General features: G+C 67.1%; 21 protein-coding genes. 9 read left to right on the forward strand and 12 right to left on the reverse strand.

Annotation, left to right across the window (positions count from 1 at the left end; translation table 11 throughout):
- Positions 1-196 precede the first annotated feature (196 nt).
- From ACUXVX_RS19455 to fghA, 3 genes are all read right to left on the reverse strand, one after another.
- Positions 197-3247, reverse strand: a complete 3051-nt coding sequence (locus ACUXVX_RS19455) for an error-prone DNA polymerase (protein WP_446309589.1) — start codon at positions 3245-3247, stop codon at positions 197-199.
- Between the two features lie 187 nt (positions 3248-3434).
- Positions 3435-3881: a YaiI/YqxD family protein gene (locus ACUXVX_RS19460; RefSeq protein WP_446309590.1), complete on the reverse strand. Its 447-nt coding sequence runs from the start codon at positions 3879-3881 to the stop codon at positions 3435-3437.
- A 7-nt stretch (positions 3882-3888) separates the two neighbouring features.
- A complete protein-coding gene (gene fghA / locus ACUXVX_RS19465; protein ID WP_446309591.1) occupies positions 3889-4722 on the reverse strand; it encodes an S-formylglutathione hydrolase in 834 nt (277 codons plus the stop codon).
- A gap of 194 nt (positions 4723-4916) precedes the next feature.
- On the opposite strand from fghA, the gene ACUXVX_RS19470 reads away from it, so the two are divergent.
- The 3 genes from ACUXVX_RS19470 to ACUXVX_RS19480 all read left to right on the forward strand — a co-directional run bounded on the left by ACUXVX_RS19470 (position 4917) and on the right by ACUXVX_RS19480 (position 6102).
- Positions 4917-5117, forward strand: coding sequence for a hypothetical protein (locus tag ACUXVX_RS19470; protein WP_222472029.1), 201 nt, complete (start codon positions 4917-4919; stop codon positions 5115-5117).
- Between the two features lie 103 nt (positions 5118-5220).
- Positions 5221-5841 carry a TetR/AcrR family transcriptional regulator gene (locus ACUXVX_RS19475; protein WP_222472028.1) on the forward strand — a complete coding sequence of 207 codons (621 nt, stop codon included), beginning with the start codon at positions 5221-5223 and terminating at the stop codon, positions 5839-5841.
- Between the two features lie 81 nt (positions 5842-5922).
- A complete protein-coding gene (locus tag ACUXVX_RS19480; protein ID WP_446309592.1) occupies positions 5923-6102 on the forward strand; it encodes a hypothetical protein in 180 nt (59 codons plus the stop codon).
- Positions 6103-6133: 31 nt separating this feature from the next.
- On the opposite strand, the gene idi is transcribed toward ACUXVX_RS19480, so the two are convergent.
- Positions 6134-6679 (reverse strand): isopentenyl-diphosphate Delta-isomerase, encoded by a 546-nt coding sequence (idi, locus tag ACUXVX_RS19485; RefSeq protein ID WP_446309593.1) that lies wholly within the window; start codon positions 6677-6679, stop codon positions 6134-6136.
- A 111-nt stretch (positions 6680-6790) separates the two neighbouring features.
- Here idi and ACUXVX_RS19490 point away from each other — a divergent pair, with 111 nt between their 5' ends.
- Positions 6791-7282 (forward strand): c-type cytochrome, encoded by a 492-nt coding sequence (locus tag ACUXVX_RS19490; protein ID WP_446309594.1) that lies wholly within the window; start codon positions 6791-6793, stop codon positions 7280-7282.
- A gap of 122 nt (positions 7283-7404) precedes the next feature.
- A complete protein-coding gene (locus ACUXVX_RS19495; RefSeq protein ID WP_446309595.1) occupies positions 7405-8421 on the forward strand; it encodes a hypothetical protein in 1017 nt (338 codons plus the stop codon).
- A gap of 15 nt (positions 8422-8436) precedes the next feature.
- Here ACUXVX_RS19495 and ACUXVX_RS19500 read toward each other — a convergent pair whose 3' ends face one another.
- From ACUXVX_RS19500 to ACUXVX_RS19530, 7 genes are all read right to left on the reverse strand, one after another.
- Positions 8437-9858 (reverse strand): amidohydrolase, encoded by a 1422-nt coding sequence (locus tag ACUXVX_RS19500; RefSeq protein WP_446309596.1) that lies wholly within the window; start codon positions 9856-9858, stop codon positions 8437-8439.
- A 207-nt stretch (positions 9859-10065) separates the two neighbouring features.
- Positions 10066-11325 (reverse strand): SPOR domain-containing protein, encoded by a 1260-nt coding sequence (locus tag ACUXVX_RS19505; RefSeq protein ID WP_446309597.1) that lies wholly within the window; start codon positions 11323-11325, stop codon positions 10066-10068.
- A gap of 113 nt (positions 11326-11438) precedes the next feature.
- A complete protein-coding gene (upp, locus tag ACUXVX_RS19510) occupies positions 11439-12071 on the reverse strand; it encodes a uracil phosphoribosyltransferase (protein ID WP_222472023.1) in 633 nt (210 codons plus the stop codon).
- Positions 12068-13054 carry an adenosine deaminase gene (locus ACUXVX_RS19515; RefSeq protein ID WP_446309598.1) on the reverse strand — a complete coding sequence of 329 codons (987 nt, stop codon included), beginning with the start codon at positions 13052-13054 and terminating at the stop codon, positions 12068-12070. The genes upp and ACUXVX_RS19515 overlap by 4 nt, the downstream gene beginning before the upstream one ends.
- Complete coding sequence (locus tag ACUXVX_RS19520) at positions 13051-14244, reverse strand: phosphopentomutase (protein ID WP_446309599.1); 1194 nt, start codon at positions 14242-14244, stop codon at positions 13051-13053. The genes ACUXVX_RS19515 and ACUXVX_RS19520 overlap by 4 nt, the downstream gene beginning before the upstream one ends.
- Positions 14245-15552, reverse strand: a complete 1308-nt coding sequence (locus tag ACUXVX_RS19525) for a thymidine phosphorylase (protein WP_446309600.1) — start codon at positions 15550-15552, stop codon at positions 14245-14247.
- A 2-nt stretch (positions 15553-15554) separates the two neighbouring features.
- Entirely contained in the window at positions 15555-15962 is a 408-nt protein-coding gene (locus ACUXVX_RS19530) for a cytidine deaminase (protein WP_446309601.1), read from the reverse strand.
- Positions 15963-16339: 377 nt separating this feature from the next.
- Between ACUXVX_RS19530 and ACUXVX_RS19535 the strand changes: the two genes are divergently transcribed.
- Positions 16340-18619 carry an NADP-dependent malic enzyme gene (locus ACUXVX_RS19535; RefSeq protein WP_446309602.1) on the forward strand — a complete coding sequence of 760 codons (2280 nt, stop codon included), beginning with the start codon at positions 16340-16342 and terminating at the stop codon, positions 18617-18619.
- A gap of 338 nt (positions 18620-18957) precedes the next feature.
- Here ACUXVX_RS19535 and ACUXVX_RS19540 read toward each other — a convergent pair whose 3' ends face one another.
- Complete coding sequence (locus ACUXVX_RS19540; RefSeq protein WP_446309603.1) at positions 18958-19914, reverse strand: Hint domain-containing protein; 957 nt, start codon at positions 19912-19914, stop codon at positions 18958-18960.
- Positions 19915-20736: 822 nt separating this feature from the next.
- On the opposite strand from ACUXVX_RS19540, the gene prpE reads away from it, so the two are divergent.
- From prpE to ACUXVX_RS19555, 3 genes are all read left to right on the forward strand, one after another.
- Positions 20737-22635, forward strand: coding sequence for a propionate-CoA ligase PrpE (gene prpE, locus ACUXVX_RS19545; protein ID WP_446309604.1), 1899 nt, complete (start codon positions 20737-20739; stop codon positions 22633-22635).
- A gap of 139 nt (positions 22636-22774) precedes the next feature.
- Positions 22775-24382, forward strand: coding sequence for a hybrid sensor histidine kinase/response regulator (locus tag ACUXVX_RS19550; RefSeq protein ID WP_446309605.1), 1608 nt, complete (start codon positions 22775-22777; stop codon positions 24380-24382).
- Complete coding sequence (locus tag ACUXVX_RS19555) at positions 24379-25812, forward strand: sigma-54-dependent transcriptional regulator (protein WP_446309606.1); 1434 nt, start codon at positions 24379-24381, stop codon at positions 25810-25812. The genes ACUXVX_RS19550 and ACUXVX_RS19555 overlap by 4 nt, the downstream gene beginning before the upstream one ends.
- Positions 25813-25883 lie beyond the last annotated feature (71 nt).

Here is a 25883-nt window from a genome sequence, read left to right on the forward strand (position 1 = left end):
GGCTCGGGTGCAGTCAGGCCGTCCCCTCCGGGGCCGCCCTGCTGGTGTGCTTCACGTCCCAGTCGTGTGGATTCTCTGTAGGGAGCCAGAAGAGATTCAGGCCTCCGGCGGGGATATTTTCAGCAAAGAAATGACACAGGCGCGGTGGGCTGACAGCGCGCGTACCAGTTGCGAGGGAGCCACGCACGGTCCGGCCTCACACCACGGCGGTTCGGCATTTCATCTCGCCGGTCTCGGGATCGGCCTGCCACCCCTCTTCCCGCACCCAGACAAAGCCGCGCCCGCCCTGGCCCTGGTCGTCCACCGGCGGAGACAGATAGGTGGCAGCGCGGGCCTTGCCGGCCGTGGCCGTCCCGATGCCCTCAACCGGCGTGCCCTCCGCCGGGGTGAGCCGTGGCCGCAGCAGCGCCATCGGATGCGCCCGCAGGCTCAGGCGCATCGCCACGTAATCCTCCACCATCTCCTCGCCGAGGCTCATCTGCGGCAGCACCGCCGCCGCCTCGGCAATCCCCTCGCCCTCCAGCGCACCCGCGAACAGCGGCAGCGGCGCATCGCCCCGCAGCGCCTTCGCCTCCCAGAGCGCCTCGCGCCGGTTCAGCCCCAGCGCGGCGAACACATCCGCCTCCGCCAGCGCCTCCATCAGATGCGGCGCCACCCCCGCCCGCCGCCAGACCGCCGCCACGTCGCGGTAGCCGTTGCCCCGCGCCGCGCAGATCCACCGCGCCTCTTCCTCGCGCATCGCCCTGATCTGCCGGAACCCCAGCCGCAGCGCCAAGCCGCCCTCGCCATCGGGCTCCATCGTGTTGTCCCAGAAGCTCTCGTTGATATCGGGTGGCCGCACCTCGACCCCGTGCTCCCGCGCATCCCGCACGATCTGCGCAGGGGCGTAAAACCCCATCGGCTGGCTGTTGAGCAGGGCGCAGGCAAACACCCCGGGGTGGTGCCGCTTCAGCCATGCGCTGGCATAGACCAGCAGCGCAAAGCTCGCCGCGTGGCTCTCGGGAAAGCCGTAGGAGCCGAACCCCTCGATCTGGCTGAAGCAGCGGGCGGCGAAATCGGCGTCATAGCCGTTCTTCAGCATGCCCTTCATGAACCGCCCCTCGAAGTCGCTCACCCGCCCGAGCTTCTTGAAGGTCGCCAGCGCGCGGCGCAGTTGGTCGGCCTCATCGGGGCTGAAGCCCGCGCCGATGATGGCGATCTGCATCGCCTGTTCCTGAAACAGCGGCACCCCCAGCGTCTTGGCCAGCACCTCGCCCAGCGCGTCGGAGGGAAACTCCACCTTTTCCTCCCCGTTCCGCCGCCGCAAAAACGGATGCACCATGTCACCCTGAATCGGCCCGGGCCGGATGATCGCCACCTCGATCACGAGGTCATAAAAGCACCGGGGCCGCATCCGGGGCAGAAAGTTCATCTGCGCCCGGCTCTCCACCTGAAACACGCCAAGGCTGTCCGCCTTGCAGAGCATGTCATACACCCTCGGGTCCTCCGGCGGCAGCGTGGCAAGGTCGAACCGCTGGCCATGGTGCTCCGCCAGCAGGTCAAATGCCTTGCGGATGCAACTCAGCATCCCCAGCGCCAGCACATCCACCTTCAGGATGCCCAACGTGTCGATATCGTCCTTGTCCCACGGGATCACCGTGCGGTCTTCCATCGTCGCGTTCTCCACCGGCACCAACTCGTCGAGCCGCCCTTCGGTGATGATGAACCCGCCCACATGCTGGCTCAGATGGCGCGGAAAGCCCTGTATCTCCTCGATCAGGCTCAGCGTCAGCGCCAGCCGCTTGTCAGCCGGGTCCAGCCCGATCTCGCGCAACCGGCTGTCCACCATCTGGCCAGAGACAGAGCCCCAGCCCCAGATCTGCGAAGACATCGCCGAGAGCGTATCGTCCGAGAGCCCCATCGCCCGGCCCACCTCCCGCGTGGCCCGCTTGCCGCGATAGTGGATCACCGTGGCGCAAAGCCCGGCGCGGTGCCGCCCATAGCGCTCGTAGATATGCTGGATCACCTCCTCGCGCCGCTCATGCTCGAAATCCACATCGATATCCGGCGGCTCATCCCGCGCCTCGCTGACGAACCGCTCGAACACCATCGTTCCGATCTCCGGGCTCACGGAAGTCACCCCGAGGCAGAAGCACACCACCGAGTTCGCCGCCGAGCCGCGCCCCTGGCAGAGGATCCCGCGCGAGCGGGCAAAATCCACCACGTCATGCACGGTCAGAAAGTAGGGCTCGTAGCCCAGCTTGCCGATCAGCTCCAACTCATGCTCCAGCATGGCCCGCACCTTCTCGGGCGCGCCCGAGGGGTAGCGCCAGCGCAGCCCCGCCCGCGCCAGCCGCGCCAGCCGCTCGCCCGCAGTCTCCCCGCCCGTCACCTCCGAGGGGTATTCATAGCGCAGTTCGTCGAGCGAGAATGTGCAGCGCGCCGCCACCTCGCCGGCCCGCGCCACCGCCGCCTCATGGCCAGCAAAGAGCCGCAGCATCTCCGCCTCGCTCCTGAGCCGCTGCTCGCCATTGGCCAGCGCGGCGCGGCCCAGCTCGTCCACCCGGCAGCCCTGCCGGATCGCGGTGAGCACATCCGCCATCCGCCGCCGCCCGCCGTGGTGCATCAGCGGCCGGGCCGAGGCCACCAGCGGCACCCCCAGCCGCTCCGCGCAGCCCGCAAGCCGCGCAATCCGCCCCGCATCGCGCCCGTCATAGCGGGGCGCGGCGCAAAGGCTCACCGCCGCGCCGAACCGCTTCAGCAAGCGCCGCGTCACCGCCTGCCACTCACCCACCGGGTGCACCAGCATCTCCAGCCCTTCGCCCCACTCCACGAGGTCACCGACATGGAGCACACAGGCCCCCTTCTCCGCCCTGAGCCGCCCCAGCGAGAGCAGGCGGCACAGCCGCCCCCACCCCGCCCGGTCGCGCGGCAGAACCGTCACCTGAAACCCGCAGCTCAGCACGATCCGCGCGCCGGGCAAAAGCCGGGGCACGCAGTCCACATCCAGCGAGGGGGGGCTCGCAAACCCCTCCGGGCACGGCGGGCCAATCGGCCCATCTGCCTCCAAAGCCGCCCGCCGCGCCGCCACCGCGCGGGCAATCTCCCGCCCGCGCTGATGCGCCCGCACGATGCCCGCCACCGAGTTCTCATCGGCAATTGCCAACGCGCCCACCCCCATCAGCCCGGCACGCTCCATCAACTCCTCAGGGTGCGACGCCCCGGTGAGAAAGGTGAAGTTCGATGTGGCAGACAGTTCGGCAAACATTCCGGGCGATTCCTCCAGCCCATATTTTCACGTTTTGTTCTCGCGCTCAACGCCCGCCACACAAAGCCACAAAGCCCCATTTTCTTGCTGAAAATATCCAATCCCGCCCCATCAACCCGCGCCACCGCCCGTAGCAGTAGGCGCGCGGGGCGAACGGGGTGGGTGGGCGGGCGTTCGGCCCGCGCGCCTATCCAGCCGCCCTGAGCGCCCGCTCCAACCCGTCCATGAACCGCGAGCGATCCGCCTTCGAAAACGGCTTCGCCCCGCCGCCCTGGTTCAGCGGGTTGGCCTCGCGCAGCCCGGTCATCAGGTCGCGCGTCGCCAGCACCGAGCCGATGTTGCGCGCGGTCAGCCGCTCGCCATCGGGCTTCACCACCAGAGCCCCGGCCTCCACGCAGCGGGCGGCGAGCGGGATGTCGGCGGTCACCACCACATCCCCCGTGCCTGCGTTCTCGGCGATGAAGTCATCGGCCACGTCCAGCCCTTGGGACACGTAAACCACCTCGACCAGCGGGTTAGCCGAGGGCCGCAGCCCGCCGTTGCAGACGATCTTCACCGTCGCCCCGGCGCGCGTGGCCACCCGCTCCACCTCGGCCTTCACCGGGCAGGCGTCTCCATCCACCCAGATCGTCATGCGCGCCTCACCGCGCCCACAGCGCCTCGGCATGGAAACTCACATGCTCCTCCATGAAGCTGGAGACAAAGAAGTACGAATGGTCATACCCCTTCTGCATCCTCAGCGCGCCCTCCTGCCGGCGCTCGGCCATCGCAAGCGCAAGGGTGTCTGTCTTCAGCAGGTCGCCAAACTGATCATCGGTGCCAGTGTCCACCAGCACCGGCCCGTCAAAGCCCTTGTGCTTCATCAGCGGTGCGGCGTCATGCGGTGCCCAAGTGCTCTCGTCCGAGCCAAGATAGGCGCCAAGCTGCTTGCGGCCCCAATCGCTCTGGCTCGGGTGGCAGATCGGGGCAAAGGCCGACACGCTGGCAAACCGCCCCGGCAGGCCCATGGCCAGCGTCAGCGCGCCATGCCCGCCCATCGAGTGCCCGGTGATCGCCTGCCGCGCCATGTCCACCGCAAAATTCTCGCCGATCAGCGCGGGCAGCTCCTCAGCAACGTAATCCCACATCCTGAAGTGCTTCGCCCAAGGCTCCTGCGTGGCGTTCACGTAAAACCCCGCGCCCTTGCCAAGGTCATAGGCCTCGTCATCGGCCACATCCTCACCGCGCGGCGAGGTGTCGGGGAACACCAGCGCGATCCCCTGCTCGGCCGCCCAGCCCTGCGCGCCCGCCTTGGTCATCGCATTCTCATGGGTGCAGGTCAGCCCGCTGAGATACCACAGCACCGGCACCGGCCCGTCCTTCGCCTCTTCGGGCAGGAACAGCCCGAAGGTCATATCACAGGCGCAGGCCTCCGACGCATGGGAATAGACCCCCTGAACCCCGCCAAATGCCCTGTTTTCCGCAACCGTTTCCATCGCTCTGCCTCCTGAAATCCAAACTCGCGGCGACTATCCAGAGGCCGGGGCTGAATGTCCACCGTGCGCTGCTGCACAGGCCGCTCCGCATGAAAATGAACTGAGCGGTTCAGAAACTCCTTGCAAAGCGAACTGAACAGTTTAGATATCTTTCTGAACCGAGTGGTTCAGTTCAGATTCGAAAGGATAGACCGATGCTCCGCATCTCCGCCCTCACCGTCCTCATCGCTCTCGGCGCCTCCGTTCACGCCGCCAATGCAGGCTCCTTCGGGATCGACATGCCGCATGTGACCTTCACCTCGGCCACCTCCAGCCCGACCACGCCCGACCTTCCCAATCGCGCCTGCACCTCGCCCGCGACCCTCACCTCCGACGCCTGCGCCTCCCACCAGTGACCACCACCACCGCTCACCCGGCAGAAAGTTCCGGCAGGGAGTGCATCTCCTTGCCGGAACTAAACTGTCTGGTTTATAGTTGGTCAGGGGAACGGAGCACGACATGAACGCACCCATGGGTGAAATCAAACGTGGCCGAAAGTTCGACCAGGTGCTCGAAGGCGCCCGCAAGATCTTTCTGGCCGATGGGTTCGAAGGCGCGAGCGTCGACCTGATCGCCAAAGAAGCTGGCGTGTCCAAGGCCACGCTCTACAGCTACTTCCCCGACAAGGGCCTCCTCTTCATGGAGGTCGCCACCTGCGAATGTCAGCGCCAGGCCGAAGCCGCGGTCACCGAGATCGACCCGAGCCGCCCGGTGCGCGACGTGCTGCGCCTCGTGGCCGAACGGATGCAAGGCTTCATGCTCTCCGATCTGGGCAAGGGCATGTTCCGCATCTGTGTCGCCGAGAGCGGCCGCTTCCCGGAGCTGGGGCAGGAGTTTTACAAATATGGCCCCCGCTTCGTCCGCGACAGCATCGTGCCCTTCCTGCAAAATGCGCAGGAGCGTGGCGAGCTGGCCGGAATCGAAGATTTCGAGCTGTCCGCCTACCAGTTCATGGAGCTGTGCAAGGCCGAGGTCTGGGTCAAATGCCTGATGGGCCTTGAGGACGAGTTCACCGAAGAGAAGCGTAAAAAGGTGATCGACAGCGCCATCGACATGTTCATGGCCCGCTACGGCGCCTGAACTTTCTTTCCTTCAAAATCAGTGGCTTGACTGTGCGGCGGTGAATTTCTGCGCCTGACCGGCAAAGATTCCGCCGCTCTGATGCGTTTCACCTTCAACGGGCCCGCCAGCGGCCCGGTGCAATCGCATCTGAAGGACAGTCCAATGGCCCGTATCGCCGCCCTCACCCTGCTCATCGCCCTCGGCGCCTCGATCCGTGAGGGCGCCATGGCCGAGGCCGCCCCCTGCGCTCCCACCGCCTGCGCGATCCAGCTTTATTGAGTCTCAAGTCCAATGAGGCGGCGAGCCGACCCTATCGGTCGAACATGCCGCGATGCTCGGCCATGTAAATCCGCAGCCACGGTGTAAACCGCTCCGGCGCCTCGGCAATCTCCCCTGCCAGATCGGCCAGCGTCACCCATCGCGTGGCCTGTACCTCTTCCGGGGCGGGCGCCAGTTGCGGCGATGAGGCCTCGCCGCGAAACATCGCCACAACCTCATGCTCCACCATACCGCCGCCCACATCGGCGCGGTATTCAACCTCGCCCACCGGCTCCAGCGCCACGCCGCTCAGCCCCAGCTCCTCGCCCAGCCGACGCACGGCGCAGGCCTCATCGGCCTCGCCCCAGTGCGGATGGGTGCAGCAGGTGTTCGCCCAGAGCCCCGGCGTATGATACTTGCCCGCCGCCCTCTGCTGGATCAGCAGCTTCGGCCCGTCGAAAACAAAGACCGAAACCGCCCGGTGCCGCAGCCCCTCGCGATGCGCGGCCAGCTTCTCCACCGGCACCAGCCGCCCATCGACCCAGGCCGGGATCATCCCGCTTTCTACCTTGGTCGTGTGGTCGGCCCCGTTGCGCATTTCTATATTCCCCTGTGCCACAGCGTCGCGTGTCTATCGGCCCGTGGCTTGGCTAACAAGGCCACACAAACGCGCGGGTTTCGCAAAGCAAGACCCCTCAAGGAGGAAGCCATGAGAACACCCATCACAGCCCTCGCCCTCGCCGCCCTGCTGGCTGGCCCGGCGCTGGCCGAGAGCCATGAAGCCGGGGCCGACACCGAGACTGAAGCCATGGCCGAAATGGCCGCCCCCACCGGCGATGCCGTCGCGGGCGAGGAGACCTTCGCCAAGCGCTGCGTCACCTGCCACGTGGTGCAGGATGCCGACGGCAACACCCTTGCCGGCAAGGCCTCCAAGACCGGGCCGAACCTCTACAACGTCGCCGGCCACACCGCCGGCGCGGTCGAGGGCTTCCGCTACTCCAAAGATCTCGAGGCCGCCGGCGCCGAGAGCGGGCTGGTCTGGTCCGAGGAGCACTTCGTCGCCTACGTGCAAGATCCGCGCGGCTTCCTGCGGGAGTTCACCGGCGACAGCAAGGCGAAGTCCAAAATGTCCTTCCGCCTGAAGGGCGAGGAAGACGCCGCCAACGTCTATGCCTACCTCGTCAGCCTGAACAGCATGTAACTCCCGGCCCCGCCCCGCGAATTTCGCCGGGGCGGGCCGCTTGCCGATTCCCATACCGGCGAAAAGCCGCTACTCTTGCCGCAACGACAAAAACGGCAACCACGAGCAGGCACCCCCCGCGCATGACCGCGCTCAAGCAATATCAACGGCTGGAGAGCGCCGGCCTCTGGCAACCCGCCCCCGAGGCCCAGCGCAAGAACGTCGTCGTCAGCTTCGGCGATGCCTCTCTGGCGATCTCCGACAGCGCCGGGCGGGCGCTTTCGCATTGGTCGCTGGCCGCCGTCGAGCGGGTGAACCCTGGCGAACGCCCCGCCATCTACGCGCCCTCCGCCGAGGCGGTCGAACTGCTCGAAATCGAAGATGAAACCATGATCGAGGCGGTCGAGCGCGTCCGTCAGGTCATCGCCAAGAGCCGCCCGCGCGAGGGTTGGCTCCGGCGGATCATCCTCTGGGGCGGCTCGCTGGCGTTGGCCGTGGCCGCCGTGGTCTGGCTGCCCGGCGCGCTCACCTCACACACCGTCCGCGTTGTGCCCGAACCCACCCGCGCCGCGCTCGGCGGTCAGGTATTCAAGGCCATCGGCCGGGTCTCGGGCGCGCCCTGCCGCACCCCGCGCGGGGACCGGGCGCTCGCCCGGCTCCACACCCGTCTACTCGCCCCCGAAAAGGGCGGCCTGCTGGTGCTGCGCGGCGGCATCCGCGATACCGTGGCCCTGCCCGGCGGGCTGATCCTGCTGAACCGTGCGCTGGTGGAAGATTTCGAAAGCCCCGATGTCGCCGCCGGCTACATCCTCGCCGAGGCCACCCGCTCCGGCGCCAAGGACCCGCTCCAGCGCCTGCTGGAGCACGCCGGGCTGATCTCCACCATCCGCCTGCTGACCACCGGCGCGCTGCCCGAGTCCACGCTCGACGCCTACGCCGAAGATCTCGTCGCAGCGGCCCCCGCGCCGGTGCCCGAGCAGCCGTTGCTGGACCGTTTCGCCGAGGCCCGTCTGTCGGCCACGCCTTACGCCTATGCGGTCGATGTCTCAGGCGAGAGCACCCTGCCCCTGATCGAGGCCGACCCGATGCGCGGCGGCGGTGCCGAACCCGTGCTGGAAGACGCAGATTGGATCGCCCTCCAAGGCATCTGCGGCGAGTAACCCCGGCCCTGCAGCTTAGTCCTGCCCCATCGCCGCAATCGGCGGCTCCGCGCTCTCCGGCAGCGGACAGATATAGCCCTTGGGGCCGACCCGCCGGGCGAGGTCTTCCTTCGCCCGCGCCCGCAGGTCCGCATCGCACATCGCATCGGCCCCGGTCGCGGCCATCACGGCGGCGGCATGCACCATGCCGGTAAAGGCGGGCTGGCTCTTGCCCTGCGCCACCGCCTGCCAGCTGTGCAGCTGGGTTCCGATCGCATGGGTCGCGCCCCAAAGCTGCACCGTCGGCACCACCCAGCTCACATCCGCCACATCGGTCGAGCCGCCCAGCGGCATCTCCGGCGCGGTGCCCGGCACCACGAAGTCCGCCAGCGCCTTCCGGCTCTCCTCGCTGATACCCACCGAGCGGTAGGCCGATTGTATCTCCGCCTCGCCCAGCGTGGCCTGAACCCGCGCCGCGTAGGCCCGGTCCATCTCCGAAAAAGACGGAGCGCCGAGCCGGTCGAGGTTGCGCTGCATCGCCTCGCCCAGCGGCGCGTTGTAAATGAGGTTCGAGACCGCCGCGAGCACCACGTCGCTCACCTCGGTCTCGGTCATCAGCGCCGCGCCCTGCGCCACCTTGCGCACCCGCTCCAGCAGCTCCAGCATCTCCGGCGCGGTGCCAGACCGCACCACGTAGCGCGCCATCGCATGGGCCTGCACCACGTTGGGAGAGATCCCGCCCCCGTCGATCACCGCATGATGGATCCGTGCCTCGTCGGGCATGTGCTCGCGCAGGTAATTCACCCCCACGCTCATCAGCTCCATCGCATCCAGCGCGCTGCGGCCAAGGTGCGGCGCGGCGGCAGCGTGAGAGGCCCGGCCGGTGAAGGTAAAATCCACCCGCGCATTGGCCAGCGAGCTGCCCTTCAGCACCGCCGGGATCGCGCCGGGGTGCCATGTCACCGCGATGTCCACATCGTCAAACGCCCCGGCCCGCACCATGAAGGCCTTGGCCGCGCCGCCCTCCTCCGCCGGGCAGCCATAGTAGCGAACCCGCCCCGGCGTGCCGGTCTCTTCGAGCCAATTCTTCACCGCCGTCGCCGCCAGCATCGAGGCCGCGCCCAACAGGTTGTGGCCGCAACCGTGGCCATTGGCCCCTGCCTCCAGCGCCTCGGGCTCGAACACATCCGCCTTCTGGCTCATCCCCGCCAGCGCGTCGAACTCGCCCAGAAACGCAATCACCGGCCCGCCGCTGCCCGCCTCTCCCATCACCGCCGTCGGAATGCCCGCCACCGCGCGGCTCACATCGAAGCCCTGCGCCTCCAACTCCTCGGCATGGGCGGCGGCCGATTGCGCCTCGGCATAGCAGGTCTCGGGCGTGGCCCAGACCTTGTCGCTCAGCACCTTGAACCGCGCCTTTGCGGCTTCGACATGGGTCCACAGCGGGTGCTCGTTCATTTCAGCGGCCTTTCATTCGGAGGAGTGGCGCGTTCACCCGCGCCCGGTTGCCCGCAGGGTAGAAACGCCCCGCCCCCTTTGCAACGCCCCCACCACTCACCCCAGTCTTTGACGACCCCGCCCAAACGCGCCGCGCCCCGCGGGATCTCTCCGGCGGGGCGCGTTTGCCTGTATGGTTCTGCCTGAACTCGTTCTTGCTTCTTGGTCTTACCTCACGAAGGCGTCGCCAAAGCCCATGGCCCGTGCCTTCCTTACCCCTGCATTCAGTGCATCGCCCGCCAGCGGCCCGGCCAGAACGATGGTCATCGCCTTGCCGCCCCGGGTGATCGCCTGCGTCCGCACCGGCAGCCCGGCACCGCGCAGCTTTGCTACCGTGCTTTTGGCGTTGGCAGCGGCCCCGAAGGTGCCGACCTGAATGTAACGCCCGCCCGCCGCCTTGGCGGCCTGCTTCGGCGCGGGCGTGGCCTTCGCCTTTCGCACTACCTTTTTGGTCGCCTGCTTCGGCGCGCTCTTGCTGGAGACGCTGATGATCTCGCCGGTGCTCTTCTTGCGGATGATCTTCTTCACCACCCGCCGGGTCTTGGTCGCGGGCTCGGCCACGGCCTTGGTGCTGGCGCGGGTCCGGGTCACCGTCTTCGGCCCGAGGTGCCGCTGCTGCTCGGCGTAATCGGTGTAGGGGTACACCATCTCGGAGCGCAGCGCGGTCACGTCGCGCCCGGTGCGAATGTCGATCAGCCGGTGCGGCACTTCCTGCGTCCAGACCAGCGCCATCTGCTCCCGGCCCGCCTGCGTGCGCTCGCCCCGGTCGGGGTTCAGCCGCCCGTCGGTCCAGACCCGCTTGTAGCCGCGCGGCGTGCGCACCTGCGCCGCCTTGGGCGAAGCCGCGGCCTGTTCACGCGAGACCACGTAATAGGTCTTGCCATCCTTCACCACTTTGCGCGCGCCGCGCGCCCGCTTGGCATCGGGGTCGGCCTTCACCACCCGGTAGGTCACCTTGGGGCCCTTCGGTGCCGCGCTGCCCGCCACCGTCGCAACAGGCTTCTTGCCCGCCGCGCTGCGCTTCGGCGTGCTGCGAGAAACTTCGCGGGTCACCGTCTTCGGCTTCGATGTGCTGCTGGCCACCTTGCGCGGGGTCGTCGTGGGCTGCGGCTTGGCGCTCGGGGTCGCGGCCTGCTTGCGCACCACCCGCGTGGTCGTCCGTGGGGCCGTGGCCGGCGTTGCCGTCTCTTCCGGCGCATCGGCCACCACCGGCAGATCCGGCTCCGGCGCTTTGGCGAAGGTCGGGCTCACGCCGCACACCTGCTTGCGGGCTCGCGTCATCCGCGGCACCCATGTCACCGCGCCATCAAAGCCCGCGCGCACAAACACGCAGCCCTTGCTGTCCACGTATTGCGCCCCCGTGTAGGAGGCGGGCGGAAACTCCGCCGGTGTCCCTGCTGATTGCGCCCATGCCGAGGATGATGCCAAGAGAGACACAACCACGGCTGCTGTCGACACTGCTCTTGCCAACATCATCCAAGCCCCCACTATATTTTGGGGAAAGATGCCGGAACGGAAACAATCCGTAAAGGGGCAATCGCCTATTTAGTGCCGAACATGCGGTCTCCCGCATCCCCTAGACCGGGCATGATGTAACCCACCTCATTGAGCCGTTCGTCGAGCGCCGCGGTGACGATCGGGACATCCGGGTGCGCCTCCTTCATCCGCTCCACCCCCTCGGGCGCGGCCAAAAGGCAGAGGAAACGGATGTTTACCGCCCCCGCCTCCTTCAACTTGGTGATCGCGGCCGCGCTGGAGTTGCCAGTGGCCAGCATCGGGTCGACGGCAATCACCATCCGGTCGCCCAGCTCTGCCGGCACCTTGAAATAATATTCCACCGGCTGAAGCGTCTGCTCGTCGCGATACAGGCCGACAAAGCCCACACGGGCGCTCGGGATCAGCTCCAGCACGCCATCGAGCAGCCCGTTGCCCGCCCGCAGGATCGAGATCAGCGCCAGCTTCTTGCCGTCCAGCACCGGGGCATCCATCTCCGTCAGCGGCGTCTCGATCCGCTTGGTGGTCATCGGCAACTCGCGCGTCACCTCATAGGCCAGCAGCTGGCTGATCTCGCGCAGGAGCTGCCGGAACACCGCCGTCGGCGTGTCCTTCTCCCGCATCAGGCTCAGCTTGTGCTGCACCAGCGGATGGTCAACGACGGTCAGATGCTTGGTCATGCTTTCAGCCTCTTCAAAATGTCTTCGCGGGTCTTCTCATCGCAGAAAGCCGCGGCAATCGCGTCCTTGTTCAGGGCGAGAAAATCACCCTCGTCCCAGCCGAACACCTCGTTCAGCTTCTCGTATTCCCGCGTCATCGTGGTGTGAAAGAACGGCGGATCATCGGTGCTCACCGTCACCGCAATGCCGTTCTCCCGCAGCTTCTCGATCGGGTGGTCGTGCCAGTGCCGGAACACGCCCAGCGCGATATTGGAGCCGGGGCAAACCTCCAGGGTGATCCCCTCCCGCGCCAGCCGCTCCATCAGCGCGCCGTCATGGTAGGCGCCCACGCCATGCCCAATGCGCTCAATGCCCGTGAGCTGGTCGAGCGTGTCGCGCACCATCTGGGCCCCGCCCCACTCGCCCGCGTGGCAGGTCAGCCGCAGCCCGGCCTCCCGCGCGCAGTCGAAGGCCCAGGCGTAATCGCCCGGCTTGCCCACCGTCTCCGCACCCGCCATCCCGAACCCAGTGATGAAGTCGCCCGCCGTCTCGGCGGCGCATTCCGCCGGGCCGCGCGCTTTCTCCGGGCCGAAGTGCCGGATGCAGGTGATGATGCCTTTCAGCGTGATCCCAAGGTCCTTCCCCGCGCCCTCGGCCACCTCGGCCATTGCCGCGCAATACTCCCACCACGCCTTCACATCGCCGCCGCCGCAAAAGTCGGGGCTGAGGAAGGTCTCGGCGTAGATCACCCCGTGCTCCGCGCATTCCTCCAGCACCACGCGGGTCAGCCGCGCATAGTCCTCCGGCGTGGTCAGCACCGAGGTCGCCGCCTCGTAGACCTTCAGGAACTCGTCGAAATCGGCGTATTTGTAGTTGCCCCGCTCGTCGAAGATCCCGCCGATATCGGTCTTCTTCTCCTTCGCCAGCGTCCGGATGAACGCAGGCGGCGCGGCGCCTTCGAGATGCAGGTGCAGCTCGACCTTCGGCATGGCCTTCAAACTCACAAAAAGCTCCTTCCCGGCCCCTGCGCCGGCACGCCCAGATGGGCCGCCACGCTCGCCGCAACATCCACGAACCCGCGCGCGCCAATCTCTCCGGCGCCGCATCCGGCCACCAGCACAGGCACCCGCTCGCGCGTGTGATCGGTGCCGCGCCACGTGGGGTCATTGCCGTGATCGGCGGTGAACAGCATCATGTCGCCTTCCCGCAGCTTGGCGAGGATCGGCGGCAGGCAACTGTCGAACCACTCCAGCGCGCGGGCATAGCCCGACACATCGCGGCGGTGGCCATAGAGGCTGTCGAACTCGACGAAATTGGCAAAGGTCAGTGAGCCATCCTCGGCCTCATCCACCAGCCGCGCCAGCTCGCCCATCAGCGTGGCGTCATCGCCCTTCACCACGTCGGTGATGCCCTGCCCGGCAAAGATATCCTTGATCTTGCCCACCGCATGCACCTTGCGCCCCGCATCCTGCACCCAGTTGTTGAGCACCGGCTCGGGCGGGGTCATCGCATAGTCGCGGCGGTTGGTGGTGCGGGTGAAACCCTTCTCCTTGGAGCCCACGAAGGGCCGGGCAATCACGCGCCCCACCCGCATCGCATGCATCGTCGGCGCGATCTCTTCGCAAAGCGCCAGCAGCCGATCGAGGCCGAAGGTCTCCTCATGCGCCGCGATTTGCAGCACGGAGTCGGCGGAGGTGTAAACAATCGGCCAGCCCGTCGCCATGTGGCGCGCGCCCTCCTCCTCGAGGATCACCGTGCCGCTGGAATGGCGGTTGCCCAGCGTCCCGCCCGCACCCGCCATCGAGGCCAGCGCATCGAGGATATGCTGCGGAAAGGCCGGTTCTTCATCGGGGAAGTAATGCCAGTCCCACGGCACCGGCACTCCCGCCAATTCCCAATGGCCCGAAGGCGTATCCTTGCCGGGCGACACCTCGGTCGCACAGCCCCAGCGCCCCTCCGGCGCGGCCACGACCTCGCCTTTGAACCCGCTCGCCAGTTCCACCGCGTTCCACAGCCCGAGGCCTGCCAGCACGGGCAGCTTCAACGCCCCGCTCCGGCCCTCCTCGGCCCGACCCGCCGCGCAGGCCTCGGCAATATGCCCAAGCGTGTTGGAGCCCTCATCGCCAAAGGCCGCCGCATCCGGCGCACCTCCGCATCCCACACTGTCCATGACCACCAGAAAGGCCCGCGGCATCTACTCCACCCGTCCAAGCACCAGCTTTGGAGGGTTTACCGGGGTCTCGCTCAATTGGAAAGCCGCGCGCACCCAAGGCTCGAAGCCTTCGGCCTCGGCCCGCCGTGCAGCGTGGATCTTCGCCAAGGGTCGCGAGGCATCCACCTTCTCGCCGATCTGGGCAATCTGGCTCAGGCCCACCGCCGGGTTGATACGGTCGCGCGCACGCTTGCGCCCGCCGCCCATCGCCACCACCGCAAGGCCCAGCGCCTCGGTGTCGATGGCCTTCACATACCCCTCGCCTTCGGGCCGCACCTGCAGCGTCGCCGGGGCCGCAGGCAGCCGGTCGCGCCAGCGGCTCAAAAAGTCGCTCGGCCCGCCCATCGCCGCCACCATCCGGCCCATCCGCTCGGCGGCATGGCCAGAGCGGATCTTGTCGAGGATCATGTCCGCCCCGTCAAAGGCGTTGCGGGTGACCCCTACCATCGCCAGAAGCTCGCCGCCCAGCTTGGCCGAAAGGTGGCTGAGCGGGCCGGAGGCGCCGGAGCCGGTGAGCGTGTCCATCGCCTCGGTCACCTCCACGGCGTTGCCCGCCGAGCGCACCAGCGGCTGGCTCATGTCGGTGATCAACGCCCGCGTCTTGCAGCCCGCGCCATTGGCGGTTTCCACCAACGAGGCCGCCAGCTCCCGCGCCGCCTCCGGCGTTTTCATGAAGGCCCCGGCCCCGCACTTCACGTCGAGCACGAGGCCTTCCAGCCCGGCGGCTAGCTTTTTGGAAAGGATCGAGGCGGTGATCAGATCGAGGCTCTCCACCGTGCCGGTCACGTCCCGCACCGCGTAGAGCCGCTTGTCGGCAGGGGCCACATCGACCGAGGCCGAGGCAATGGCACAGCCCACCTCGCGGGTGATCTTCTGCAACCGGTCCACCGGCACCTCGGGGTTGAACCCGGGGATCGCCTCCAGCTTGTCGAGCGTGCCGCCGGTGTGGCCAAGGCCTCGGCCCGAGATCATCGGCACATACACACCACAAGCCGCCAGCGCCGGGGCAAGCACGAGGCTCACGCAATCGCCCACGCCGCCGGTGGAGTGCTTGTCGACCACCGGGCCGGGCAGATCCCACTGAAGCACCTCGCCGCTGTCGCGCATCGCCAGCGTCAGCGCCACGCGGCCCTCTGCACTCAGCGGCGCATGGCAGACACCCATCGCAAAGGCCCCTACCTGCGCATCGCTCACACCTTCGTCGGCCAGCGCCCGGGCGAACCAGTCCACCGCCTCCGCACTCAAGCTCTCGCCTCTCCGCAGGGCATTCAGAACGGTTCGCGCATCCATGGTCACAGCCCGTCGTCCGAGGGGCTGGTCATGTGGCCGGAGCCGAAAGCACCCGGCAGCAGTGCGCCCACGGTCGTCTCCAGCACCTCGCCGCGCGTGGTGGCCAGCGTCACCTTCACATCCTGTCCGGCAAATTCCGCAAGTTTCTGGCGACAGCCACCGCAGGGCGGCACCGGCGCGGGGCTGTCGGCGATCACCGCCACTTCCGCGATCTCGGTCTCGCCGCCCAGCACCATCGCCGCGATCGCCCCGGCCTCGGCGCAGGTGCCCTCGGGGTAGGCCACGTTCTCCACGTTGACCCCCCGGTAAACGGCGCCCGACGCCGTCCGCACTGCCGCTCCGACCTTGAACTGCGAATACGGGGCATAGGCCTTCTCCCGGGCCTCCCGCGCCGCTTCCACCAAACTCATCATGGTCTCCATACTGCACGGCGGCCATCCGGGGATTTCACCCTACCGCCTCTCTTGCGCCAAATAAAACAACGCCCGACACTTCGTAAAATCATCGGGCCTCTGGGAGCGATCCTCGCTCATTCATCGCAAGCCCGCCACCAGTCGCACCTGCGCACCGGCAGCCTGCCACCACCGAACATCACGTTCCAGCGCCAACAGCAATACTGCGTGGCAGCCTAGCCCGAAAAATGTCTGCCCGAAACATTAAATCGCAAATTGCAAAAGTCTGATGACATACCGGCAGCCCCATGCGGGCAGGCTTGAACGGAAGGGCGTTTCGTGCGATGTGGCCGAAGACAAGATGGTTTAACGTTAAACCACTTCCGGGAGGCCCCATGACCGACACGCCAGATAGCCCGGTGGAAACCGCCGCGCTGCTCTATCACGCCAACCCCAAGCCGGGAAAACTCGAGATCCGGGCCACCAAGCCGCTGGCCAACGGGCGCGACCTCTCGCTCGCTTATTCCCCCGGCGTGGCCGAGGCCTGCACCGCGATTGCCGAGAACAACGCGCTCGCCACCCGCTACACCGCGCGAGGCAACCTCGTGGCCGTGGTGTCCAACGGCACCGCCGTGCTCGGGCTGGGCAATATCGGCGCGCTGGCCTCCAAGCCGGTGATGGAGGGCAAGGCCGTCCTCTTCAAGAAATTCGCCAACATCGACTGCTTCGATATCGAGGTGAACGAGACCGACCCGGAGAAGCTGGCCGACATCGTGTGCGCGCTCGAGCCCACCTTCGGCGCCATCAACCTTGAAGACATCAAGGCCCCCGATTGCTTCATCGTCGAAAAGCTCTGCCGCGAGCGGATGAACATCCCCGTCTTCCATGACGACCAGCACGGCACCGCCATCGTCGTCGGCGCGGCAGCCACAAATGCCCTGCGGCTGGCGGGCAAGGACTGGGCCGATATCAAGGTGGTCTCCACCGGCGGCGGCGCGGCGGGCATCGCCTGTCTGAACATGCTGCTCAAACTCGGCGTCAAGCGCGAGAACGTCTGGCTCTGCGATATCGCTGGTCTGGTCTATGAGGGCCGCACCGAGGAGATGACCCCGCAAAAAGCCGCCTATGCCCAGGGCACTGAACCGGCCACCCTGGCCGATGTGATCGACGGCGCCGACCTCTTCCTCGGCCTCTCCGGCCCCGGCGTGCTGAAGCCCGAGATGGTCGCGAAGATGGCGACCAAGCCGATCATCTTCGCGCTCGCCAACCCCACGCCCGAGATCCTGCCAGACGCCGCCCGCGAGGTCGCGCCCGATGCGATCATCGCCACCGGGCGCTCGGACTATCCGAACCAGGTCAACAACGTCCTCTGCTTCCCGTTCATCTTCCGCGGTGCGCTCGATTGCGGCGCGACCGAGATCAACGACGCCATGCAACTTGGCTGCATCGAGGGCATCGCCGCGCTGGCCCGCGCCACCACCTCCGCCGAGGCCGCTGCCGCCTACAAGGGCGAGCAACTCACCTTCGGCACCGATTACCTGATCCCCAAGCCCTTCGATCCCCGGCTGATGGGCGTGGTCGCCTCGTCCGTCGCCAAGGCCGCCTGCGAAAGCGGCGTTGCCGCCCGCCCGATCGAGGATTTCACCGCCTACAAGGCCCAGCTCGACCGCTCGGTATTCAAATCCGCCCTGCTGATGCGCCCGGTCTTCGAGGCCGCCGCTCAGGCAGAGCGCAAGATCGTCTTTGCCGAGGGCGAAGACGAGCGTGTGCTACGCGCCGCCGATGCCATGCTGGAGCAGACAACCGATCTGCCCATTCTCATCGGCCGCCCCGAGGTGGTCGAGGCCCGCTGCGAGCGCGCCGGCCTCAAGATCCGCCCGGGCCGCGACTTCGAGTTGGTGAACCCCGAGAACGACCCGCGCTACCGCGAGTATTGGGAGACCTATCACACCATCATGGCCCGGCGCGGTGTCACCCCCGACCTCGCCCGCGCGGTGATGCGCACCAACACCACCGCCATCGGCGCGGTCATGGTCCATCGCGGCGAGGCCGACAGCCTGATCTGCGGCACCTTCGGCCAGTTCCTCTGGCACCTCAACTACGTCCGCCAGATCTTGGCCGACCGCACCCTGCACCCGGTCGCCGCGCTCTCGCTGATGATCCTCGAAGATGGCCCGCTCTTCATCGCCGACACGCAGGTGCATCAGTTCCCCAAGCCGCATGAAATCTGCGAAACCGTAATCGGTGCGGCCCGCCATGTGCGCCGCTTCGGCCTCACGCCCAAGATCGCGCTCTGCTCGCACAGCCAGTTCGGCAACCTCGACAGCGAAGGCGGCCGCCGGATGCGCGAGGCGCTGGAGATGCTCGATGACCGGCAGGTCGACTTCGCCTACGAGGGCGAAATGCACGTCGACTCCGCGCTCGACCCCGAGCTGCGCCGCCGCCACCTGCCTGAAAGCCGGTTTGACGGCGCCGCCAACGTGCTGGTCTTCTCCTCCGCCGATGCCGCCTCCGGCGTGCGGAACATCCTCAAGATGAAGGCCGGTGGGCTGGAGGTGGGCCCGATCCTCATGGGCATGGGCAACAAGGCCCACATCGTGACGCCTTCCATCACCGCCCGCGGGCTGCTCAACATGTCGGCGCTCGCCGGCACCCCGGTGCACCACTACAGCTAAGGCCCCACAGGCACCGCGCCGGCCCTCGCAGACCGGCGCGGCCCCTTACATCACTTCTTGGTTTCCGGCTTGCTGCCGGGCTTCGCAGGCTTCTGTTTCTTGTCGCCCATGTCGGGTGTCCTCGATGAACAAGTGACCGGCACCGCGCCGGTCACACCATCCAATGCGCGGCCCCGCGATTGGTTCAATCGGCATCTGCACTGACACATCAAATGTGATCGGCGCCCCGCCCGGGCGCGCACAAAAAACCACCCGCGTCGCAGGGGAGCAACGCGGGTGGGGTCCGGCCCATACCTGGGGGGCAAGGGCCGGTCATCCAGGGCTTATCTGCAATCGCCCTAGAGATACGAGGCAAGTACGGCCGCCTCCCGGCGGGTCGCGACCGGCGCATTCAGTTTCATCGTCAGTTCAGGAAACAGGCTCGCCGCTTCCTGCGACCCCGCATCCAGCCGGAACTCCGGCGTCTCGGGGTTGAGGTAGAGGCTCTCGGCGTGCATCCCGTTGGCCACCAGCGCCACATGCGCTTCGCAGACGAGGTGGTGATACGTGATCGACCGCGCCTCGCGGTCCACCCGCACGCCCTTGTCGTTCACCAGCCCCTTCGCCGCCACAAGGCAGCTCTCGGTACCCACGACCATCTCGGTCGCGGCGCCGCGCAGCTCCACCCGGTGCTGTGGCGACAGGTAGGTGTCGCGATAGGGCACGCCGTCGCCAAAGCTGTTGCGCGCGATGCGGATGGGCCGCCACTTGTCGAAAGCCGGATGGGAGGGGATCTCCACCTTCCGCGACGAGGCCCAAAGCACCTCGTGGGCCTGCCCATCCGCATCACGCACCCAGTCCCCCGACTTGATCTCACCCACCGGGCAATAGCCGTTCGGCGTCAGGATCATGGTATCGGGGCCAAAGCAGATCGGCGTGAACACCTCATAGGGCGTCGCGTCGATGTCCACGATCAGCGCAACCGCGCCGAGCAGGCTGGGCTCGCCGTCCGGGTAGTGGAAGTAGGTGTTGCCACCCGCCTCGAACACCACCACGTCGTATTCCGGCCCGAGCGGCACAATGATCAGCCCCGCGTCCACACCCGCCTGCACCGTGCCGCTGCCGATGTAGTTGATCGGATCGCCGTTGAACGTGGCGGTGCCATCGTCCATGTCGCCCAGAAATCCGTCATCATCCTCCAGCGTACCTGTCTGGCTGCTGCCAAACCCGTTGAGCAGAATGGTCTGCCCGCCGAACAGATCGGTGCCGACAAGTGAACCGATGTATTCTGTAACCGTGATGTCTTCCGTAGCCATTTGGCAGTCCTCGCTCGGAAATCGCCCCCAACCTCCTTTCCCGCGACCGCTCGAAACCACCCATGCGAGCACCGACGACCGCCAATCGCGGAAAAGTTGTGTCCAGAATATGGTGATTAAGGAGTGTGAACATGCTCAACCCAAAGATGAGCGACTCTCCACCGATGCGATCCCTGCAAAAGCAGGTTTGCACGCCGTGGTACGCTTCCGGGTTGACGGGTTTTTCCGAGCCGCAGGTCGCGCATTCGGCATCAATCCCATGCGCGACTCACATATATGCGCCAGTCCGGAAACGCTGAAACCCAATGCAATAGGCGTTATGGTCGTAGACCCGGCAAAAAACGTGCCCGCGGCGCCACATCAGCAGACCTCCGCTCATAGGCGCCAACCTGCTCACACAAGGCCCGCCGTCCGCCCCGATTCTCGCTCGATTGGGGCAAAAGGTTAACAAAAGGTTAACAACCTGAGGGCGAATCACCCTCATTTTCCACGCCGAATTTGAGCAAATTGTGGCAGCCAAGATCCGCCCTCGCGCACCGACCCCGTCGCGCTTTTTCCGCCACTGATCCCGCACTTAGCCGCCCGCCCCGCGCCGCCCGGCGATTCCACCACCGGGTTAGCAAGTTTCCCCGAAAGACTTTGCAAATATACAACCAATTTGCACCCAAACCCCTCCAAGACCGTACCTTTGCAAAACTTTGCACCCCTGTTAGCGCCCAAACTGCAAATTTTTCGCGTCCTTCTGCCGCGCCCTTCGCCAGAATGCTTGCCAGACGGCCCCGCCGCTCCCTAAACCACTGCAAACGAGGAGGAGGCTCGATCATGGGATACAAGGATATCTACGCCGCCTGGCAGGCGGACCCTGAGAAATTCTGGATGGATGCGGCCCAGCCGATCGCATGGCACAAGCCCCCCTCCAAGGCGCTCTTCGACAAGGGCGAGCACATGTTCGAGTGGTACGCCGATGGCATGGTGAACACCTGTTACAACGCCGTCGACCGCCACGTGGAGGCCGGGCGCGGCGACCAGACCGCCATCATCTACGACAGCCCAATCACCCACACCAAGCGCGAGATCAGCTTCTTCGAGCTGCGCAACCGCGTCGCCTCCCTCGCCGGGGCGCTGCGCGCCAAGGGGGTCGAAAAGGGCGACCGCGTGGTCATCTACATGCCGATGGTCCCCGAGGCGCTGGAAGCCATGCTCGCCTGCGCCCGCATCGGCGCCATCCACTCGGTCGTCTTCGGCGGCTTCGCCTCCAGCGAGCTTGCCGTGCGGATCGACGATGCCAAACCCAAGGCCATCATCGCCGCCTCCTGCGGCCTCGAGCCGGGCCGCGTCGTCCACTACAAGCCGCTGCTCGACGGCGCCATCGACCAGGCCGAGCACAAGCCCGAGTTCTGCGTGATCTTCCAGCGCGAGCAGGAGGTCGCCCAGTTGGTCGAGGGCCGCGATGTCAACTGGCACGGCTTCCAGTACGGCGTCGAACCCGCCGACTGCGTCCCGGTCGAGGGCAACCACCCGGCCTATATCCTCTACACCTCCGGCACCACCGGCCAGCCCAAGGGCGTGGTCCGCCACACCGCCGGGCACCTCGTGGCGCTGAACTGGTCGATGAAGAACATCTACAACGTCGATCCGGGCGATGTGTTCTGGGCCGCCTCCGATGTCGGCTGGGTCGTCGGCCACAGCTACATTTGCTACGGCCCGCTGATCCATGGCAACACCACCATCGTCTTCGAGGGCAAGCCCGTGGGCACCCCTGATGCCGGCACCTTCTGGCGGGTCATCTCCGAGCACAAGGTTCGCAGCTTCTTCACCGCCCCCACCGCCTTCCGCGCGGTGAAGCGTGAAGACCCCAAGGGCGAGCTGGTCGGCAAATATGACCTCAGCTGCCTGAATGCCATCTACCTCGCCGGCGAGCGCGCCGACCCCGACACAATCGAATGGACCCAGCGCACCACCGGCAAGCCGGTCTACGATCACTGGTGGCAAACCGAGACCGGCTGGACCATCGCAGGCAACCCTGTCGGGATAGAGCCTCTGCCGGTCAAGCTCGGCTCGCCCACCGTCGCCATGCCCGGCTACGACGTGCAAATCCTCGACGAAGGCGGCAACCCGATGCCCAAGGGCGAGCTCGGCGCCATCGCCATCAAGCTGCCCCTGCCCCCCGGCACCCTGCCCACCCTGTGGAACGCCGAGCCCCGTTACCGCAAAAGCTACCTCGAGCATTTCCCCGGCTACTACGAAACCGGCGATGCAGGCATGATCGACGAAGACGGCTACCTCTACATCATGGCCCGCACCGATGATGTGATTAACGTCGCTGGCCACCGCCTCTCCACCGGCGCGATGGAGGAGGTGCTTGCCTCCCACACCGACGTGGCCGAATGCGCGGTGATCGGCGTGGGCGACACGCTGAAGGGCCAACTGCCGATGGGCTTCCTCTGCCTCAACGCGGGCACCAACAAACCGCATGACGAAGTTGTGAAAGAGTGCGTCGGCCTCGTGCGCGAAAAAATCGGCCCCGTCGCCGCCTTCAAACTCGCCTGCGTCGTCGACCGTCTGCCCAAAACCCGCTCCGGCAAGATCCTGCGCGCCACGATGGTCTCCATCGCTGATGGCAAGGCCTACAAGATGCCCGCCACCATCGACGACCCCGCCATTCTGGATGAGATCACCGAGGCGCTGGCCGCCCTTGGCTACCCGCAAAACGCCGCGTGAGCGCCACATTAGGGTCTGGAATACCTGCCGTTTTATTCAGGTGGCCGGTCAGATAGGATTTGTTTAATCCTAGGGATCATGCAACCCTTGCGGGAATTAACGATCTCCGGCTTTGCGCCACTCACGGCGGAGTCACTTAATGGCTGAAGACTGGCTGCCAGGCTCGCCCCCCTCTTCGAGCGGGTCCGAGACTGACGGCAACATAGAACTCTTCTCGCATGACATCAGGTCTGCGGTCTCTGACGTCGTGAGCGGCCTCCGCCTTGTTGATTTCTCCCAGCTCGATCCCGCCACTGCCGCCCAACTCGAGCGCGTCGCCACCGCTGGGGAGACCCTCGCCCGCCTGCTCGACACCGCGCTGAAGCAGCTCAGCCCCGCCTCGGCCTTGCCCGGCAACGAGCCGGTGCCGCTGCTGGCGGTGCTGCGCAACCTCGAGCGGCGCTGGTCCGGCCACGCCCGCGAGCGCAGCATGTCGCTCCGGCTCGATATCGCCGCCGACCTGCCCACCGTGCTCCACCTCGACGCCGGGGCGCTCGACAGGCTGCTCGCGAACCTGCTCTCCAACGCCTTCAAATACGCCGACTGGGGCGAGGTGGTGCTCACTGTCGATATGCGCTCGGGCGAAGAGCTGCGCTTCCGGGTCCGCGATCAGGGGCCGGGCTTCTCCGATTCCGCCCTCGCCCGGCTGTTCGAGCGTGGCGGCCGCCCCGGCGGGCAGGCCCAGCCCGGCAGCGGCCTCGGCCTGCACATCGCCAAAGAGGTCGCCACCCGTCTCGGCGGGCAGTTGCAGGTCTCCAATGCCCGCGAGGGCGGCGCCGAGGTCTCTCTGCTGCTGCCCCGCCCCGCCTGGGCTTGGCAGCCCAGCTCCGAGGCCGATCTCGCCAGCCCCTCCGCGCCGCCGCCGCTGCCCGATCTCTCCGGTCTGCGCGCGCTCGTGGCCGAGGACAACCCGACCAACCAGTTGCTGTTCACCCAGATGCTCGACCACCTCGGCGCCTCATGGAAGCTCGCACCCGATGGGGCCGAAGCCCTGCGCCTGCTCTCCGGCGGCGGGTTCGATTTTGCCCTCGTCGACATCGACATGCCCGAGCTGACCGGCACCGAGGTCATCGCCCGCACACGCGCGCTCAAGGGCGAAACCCGGCTCATTCCCATCCTCGCCGTCACCGCCTTCGTGCTGCAGGAACACCGCGAGGGGATCTACGCCGCCGGGGCCGATGGCATCCTCGCCAAGCCCGTCGGCTCGCTGGCCGCTTTCGGGCAGGCCATCGCCACGCTGATGCTGCGCACCCGCGGCACCGCGCCCGAGCAGATGGAACCCGAGCCGGAGCGCCACACACACGGCCACGGCGCCGATGGCGAAGCTGTCGATTACTGCCCCGAACGGCTCGAGAAACTCCTCGCCATCTCCGGCAATGACGGCGGGCACGAGTTTCTCACCCGGCTCCACGCCGACCTCTGCCGCTGCCGCATCTCGCTGGCCAGCGCCTCCGTGGTCGGCAACGCCGACGAGATCCGCGCCCAGACCCACGTGATCATCTCGCTCTCCGGCGCGGTCGGCGCCCTGCCCCTGCAAGACCTCGCCAACCTCGCCAATGCCGCCGCGCACCGGTCCGAGGCCCCCGAGAGCCAGGCCCGCACCCTAGCCGAGATCGACAAACGCCTCGGCAGCCTGATCGCCGCCATCGCCGCCGAAAAAGCCAACCGCTTTTCCGAGGGGGCAGCCCCGCAGGAGCCGGCAGAATGACCGCCGTGCTGCTGATCGAAGACGTGCCGTCGATGCAGCTCGTCTATGAAAGCGTGCTCAAGTCGGCGGGCCACGAGGTCGCCGCCGCCTCCACCGCGGCCGACGGGCTGCGCCTCTTCCGCACCCACCGCCCCGGCGTGGTGCTGGTCGATCTCATGCTGCCCGACCGCGACGGTCTGGAGCTGATCGAAGAGTTCATCGCCGCCGATCCCTTCACCCATGTCATCGTCATCACCGCCAACGGCTCGATCAATCGCGCGGTCGAGGCCATGCGCGCCGGGGCATGGGAGTTTCTGGTCAAACCCTTCGACGAGGCCCGCCTGATCGACGCCGTCTCCGGCGCCGTGGCCGACCACGCCCGCGCCTCGGGCCGCCCGCTCTCTCCCGGCGGCCCCATGCCCGATCCCTCGCCGCCGCTGCCCGAGCCGGAGAAAACCGGCCTCATCGGCACCTCCCCCGCCATGCGCGAGGTGATGCACAAGATCGGCTCGGTCTCCCGCTCGATGGCGACCGTGTTCATCTCCGGCGAGAGCGGCACCGGCAAGGAGCTCTGCGCCAAGGCGCTGCACGATATGTCCTCCCGCGCCAACGGCCCCTTCATCGCGCTCAACTGCGGCGCCATCCCCGGCGACCTGCTGGAGAGCGAGGTCTTCGGCCACCTCAAGGGCAGCTTCACCGGCGCACTGGCCGACAAACCCGGCGCGGCGGCGGCAGCCGATGGCGGCACGCTGTTTCTCGACGAGATCTGCGAGATGGACCTCGGCCTGCAAACCAAGCTCCTGCGCTTTCTGCAAACCTCCACCATCCAGCCCGTCGGCTCGACCAAGCCGCGCAAGGTCAGTGTGCGCATTCTCTGCGCCACCAACCGCGACCCGCTGGCCGAGGTGAAGGCCGGGCGCTTCCGCGAAGACCTCTACTACCGCCTCCACGTGGTGCCCCTGCACCTGCCGCCCTTGCGGGAGCGCGGCCGCGACGTGGTCGAGATCGCCCGCCATGCGCTGGCCGAGTTCTCCGCCGAGGAGGGCAAGAGCTTCACCCACCTGAGCCCCGCGGTCGAAGACCTGTTCTGCGCCCTCAACTGGCCCGGCAACGTGCGGCAACTGCTGAACGTCCTGCGCAACGTGGCGGTGCTGCACGACGGCCCCGAGGTCACCCTGCCGATGCTGCCGATGGAGTTGCACCACGAGGTCGAGGCCCGCGCCGAGGCCGCCCGCGCACAGCCGCCCGCCCCTGCATCCACCAGCACGCCCTCCGACGCCTCCGGCACCTCTCTCGGCCCACTACTGGGCCTCAGCATGGCCGAGATCGAACGGCTGGTGATCGAAGAGACCATCGCCCACCACGGCGGCTCCGTCCCGAAGGCCGCCCGCAGCCTCCAGCTCTCGCCCTCCACGATCTACCGCAAACGCGAAACCTGGGAGCGGGACTGAGCCACACCCGCATGGCGCTGCGCCGTAGACGGGGCCATCTGCCCACCGACCCGCTAGGCCGCATCGCCCCG

The sequence above is a fragment of the Vannielia sp. SX4 genome (assembly GCF_052828525.1).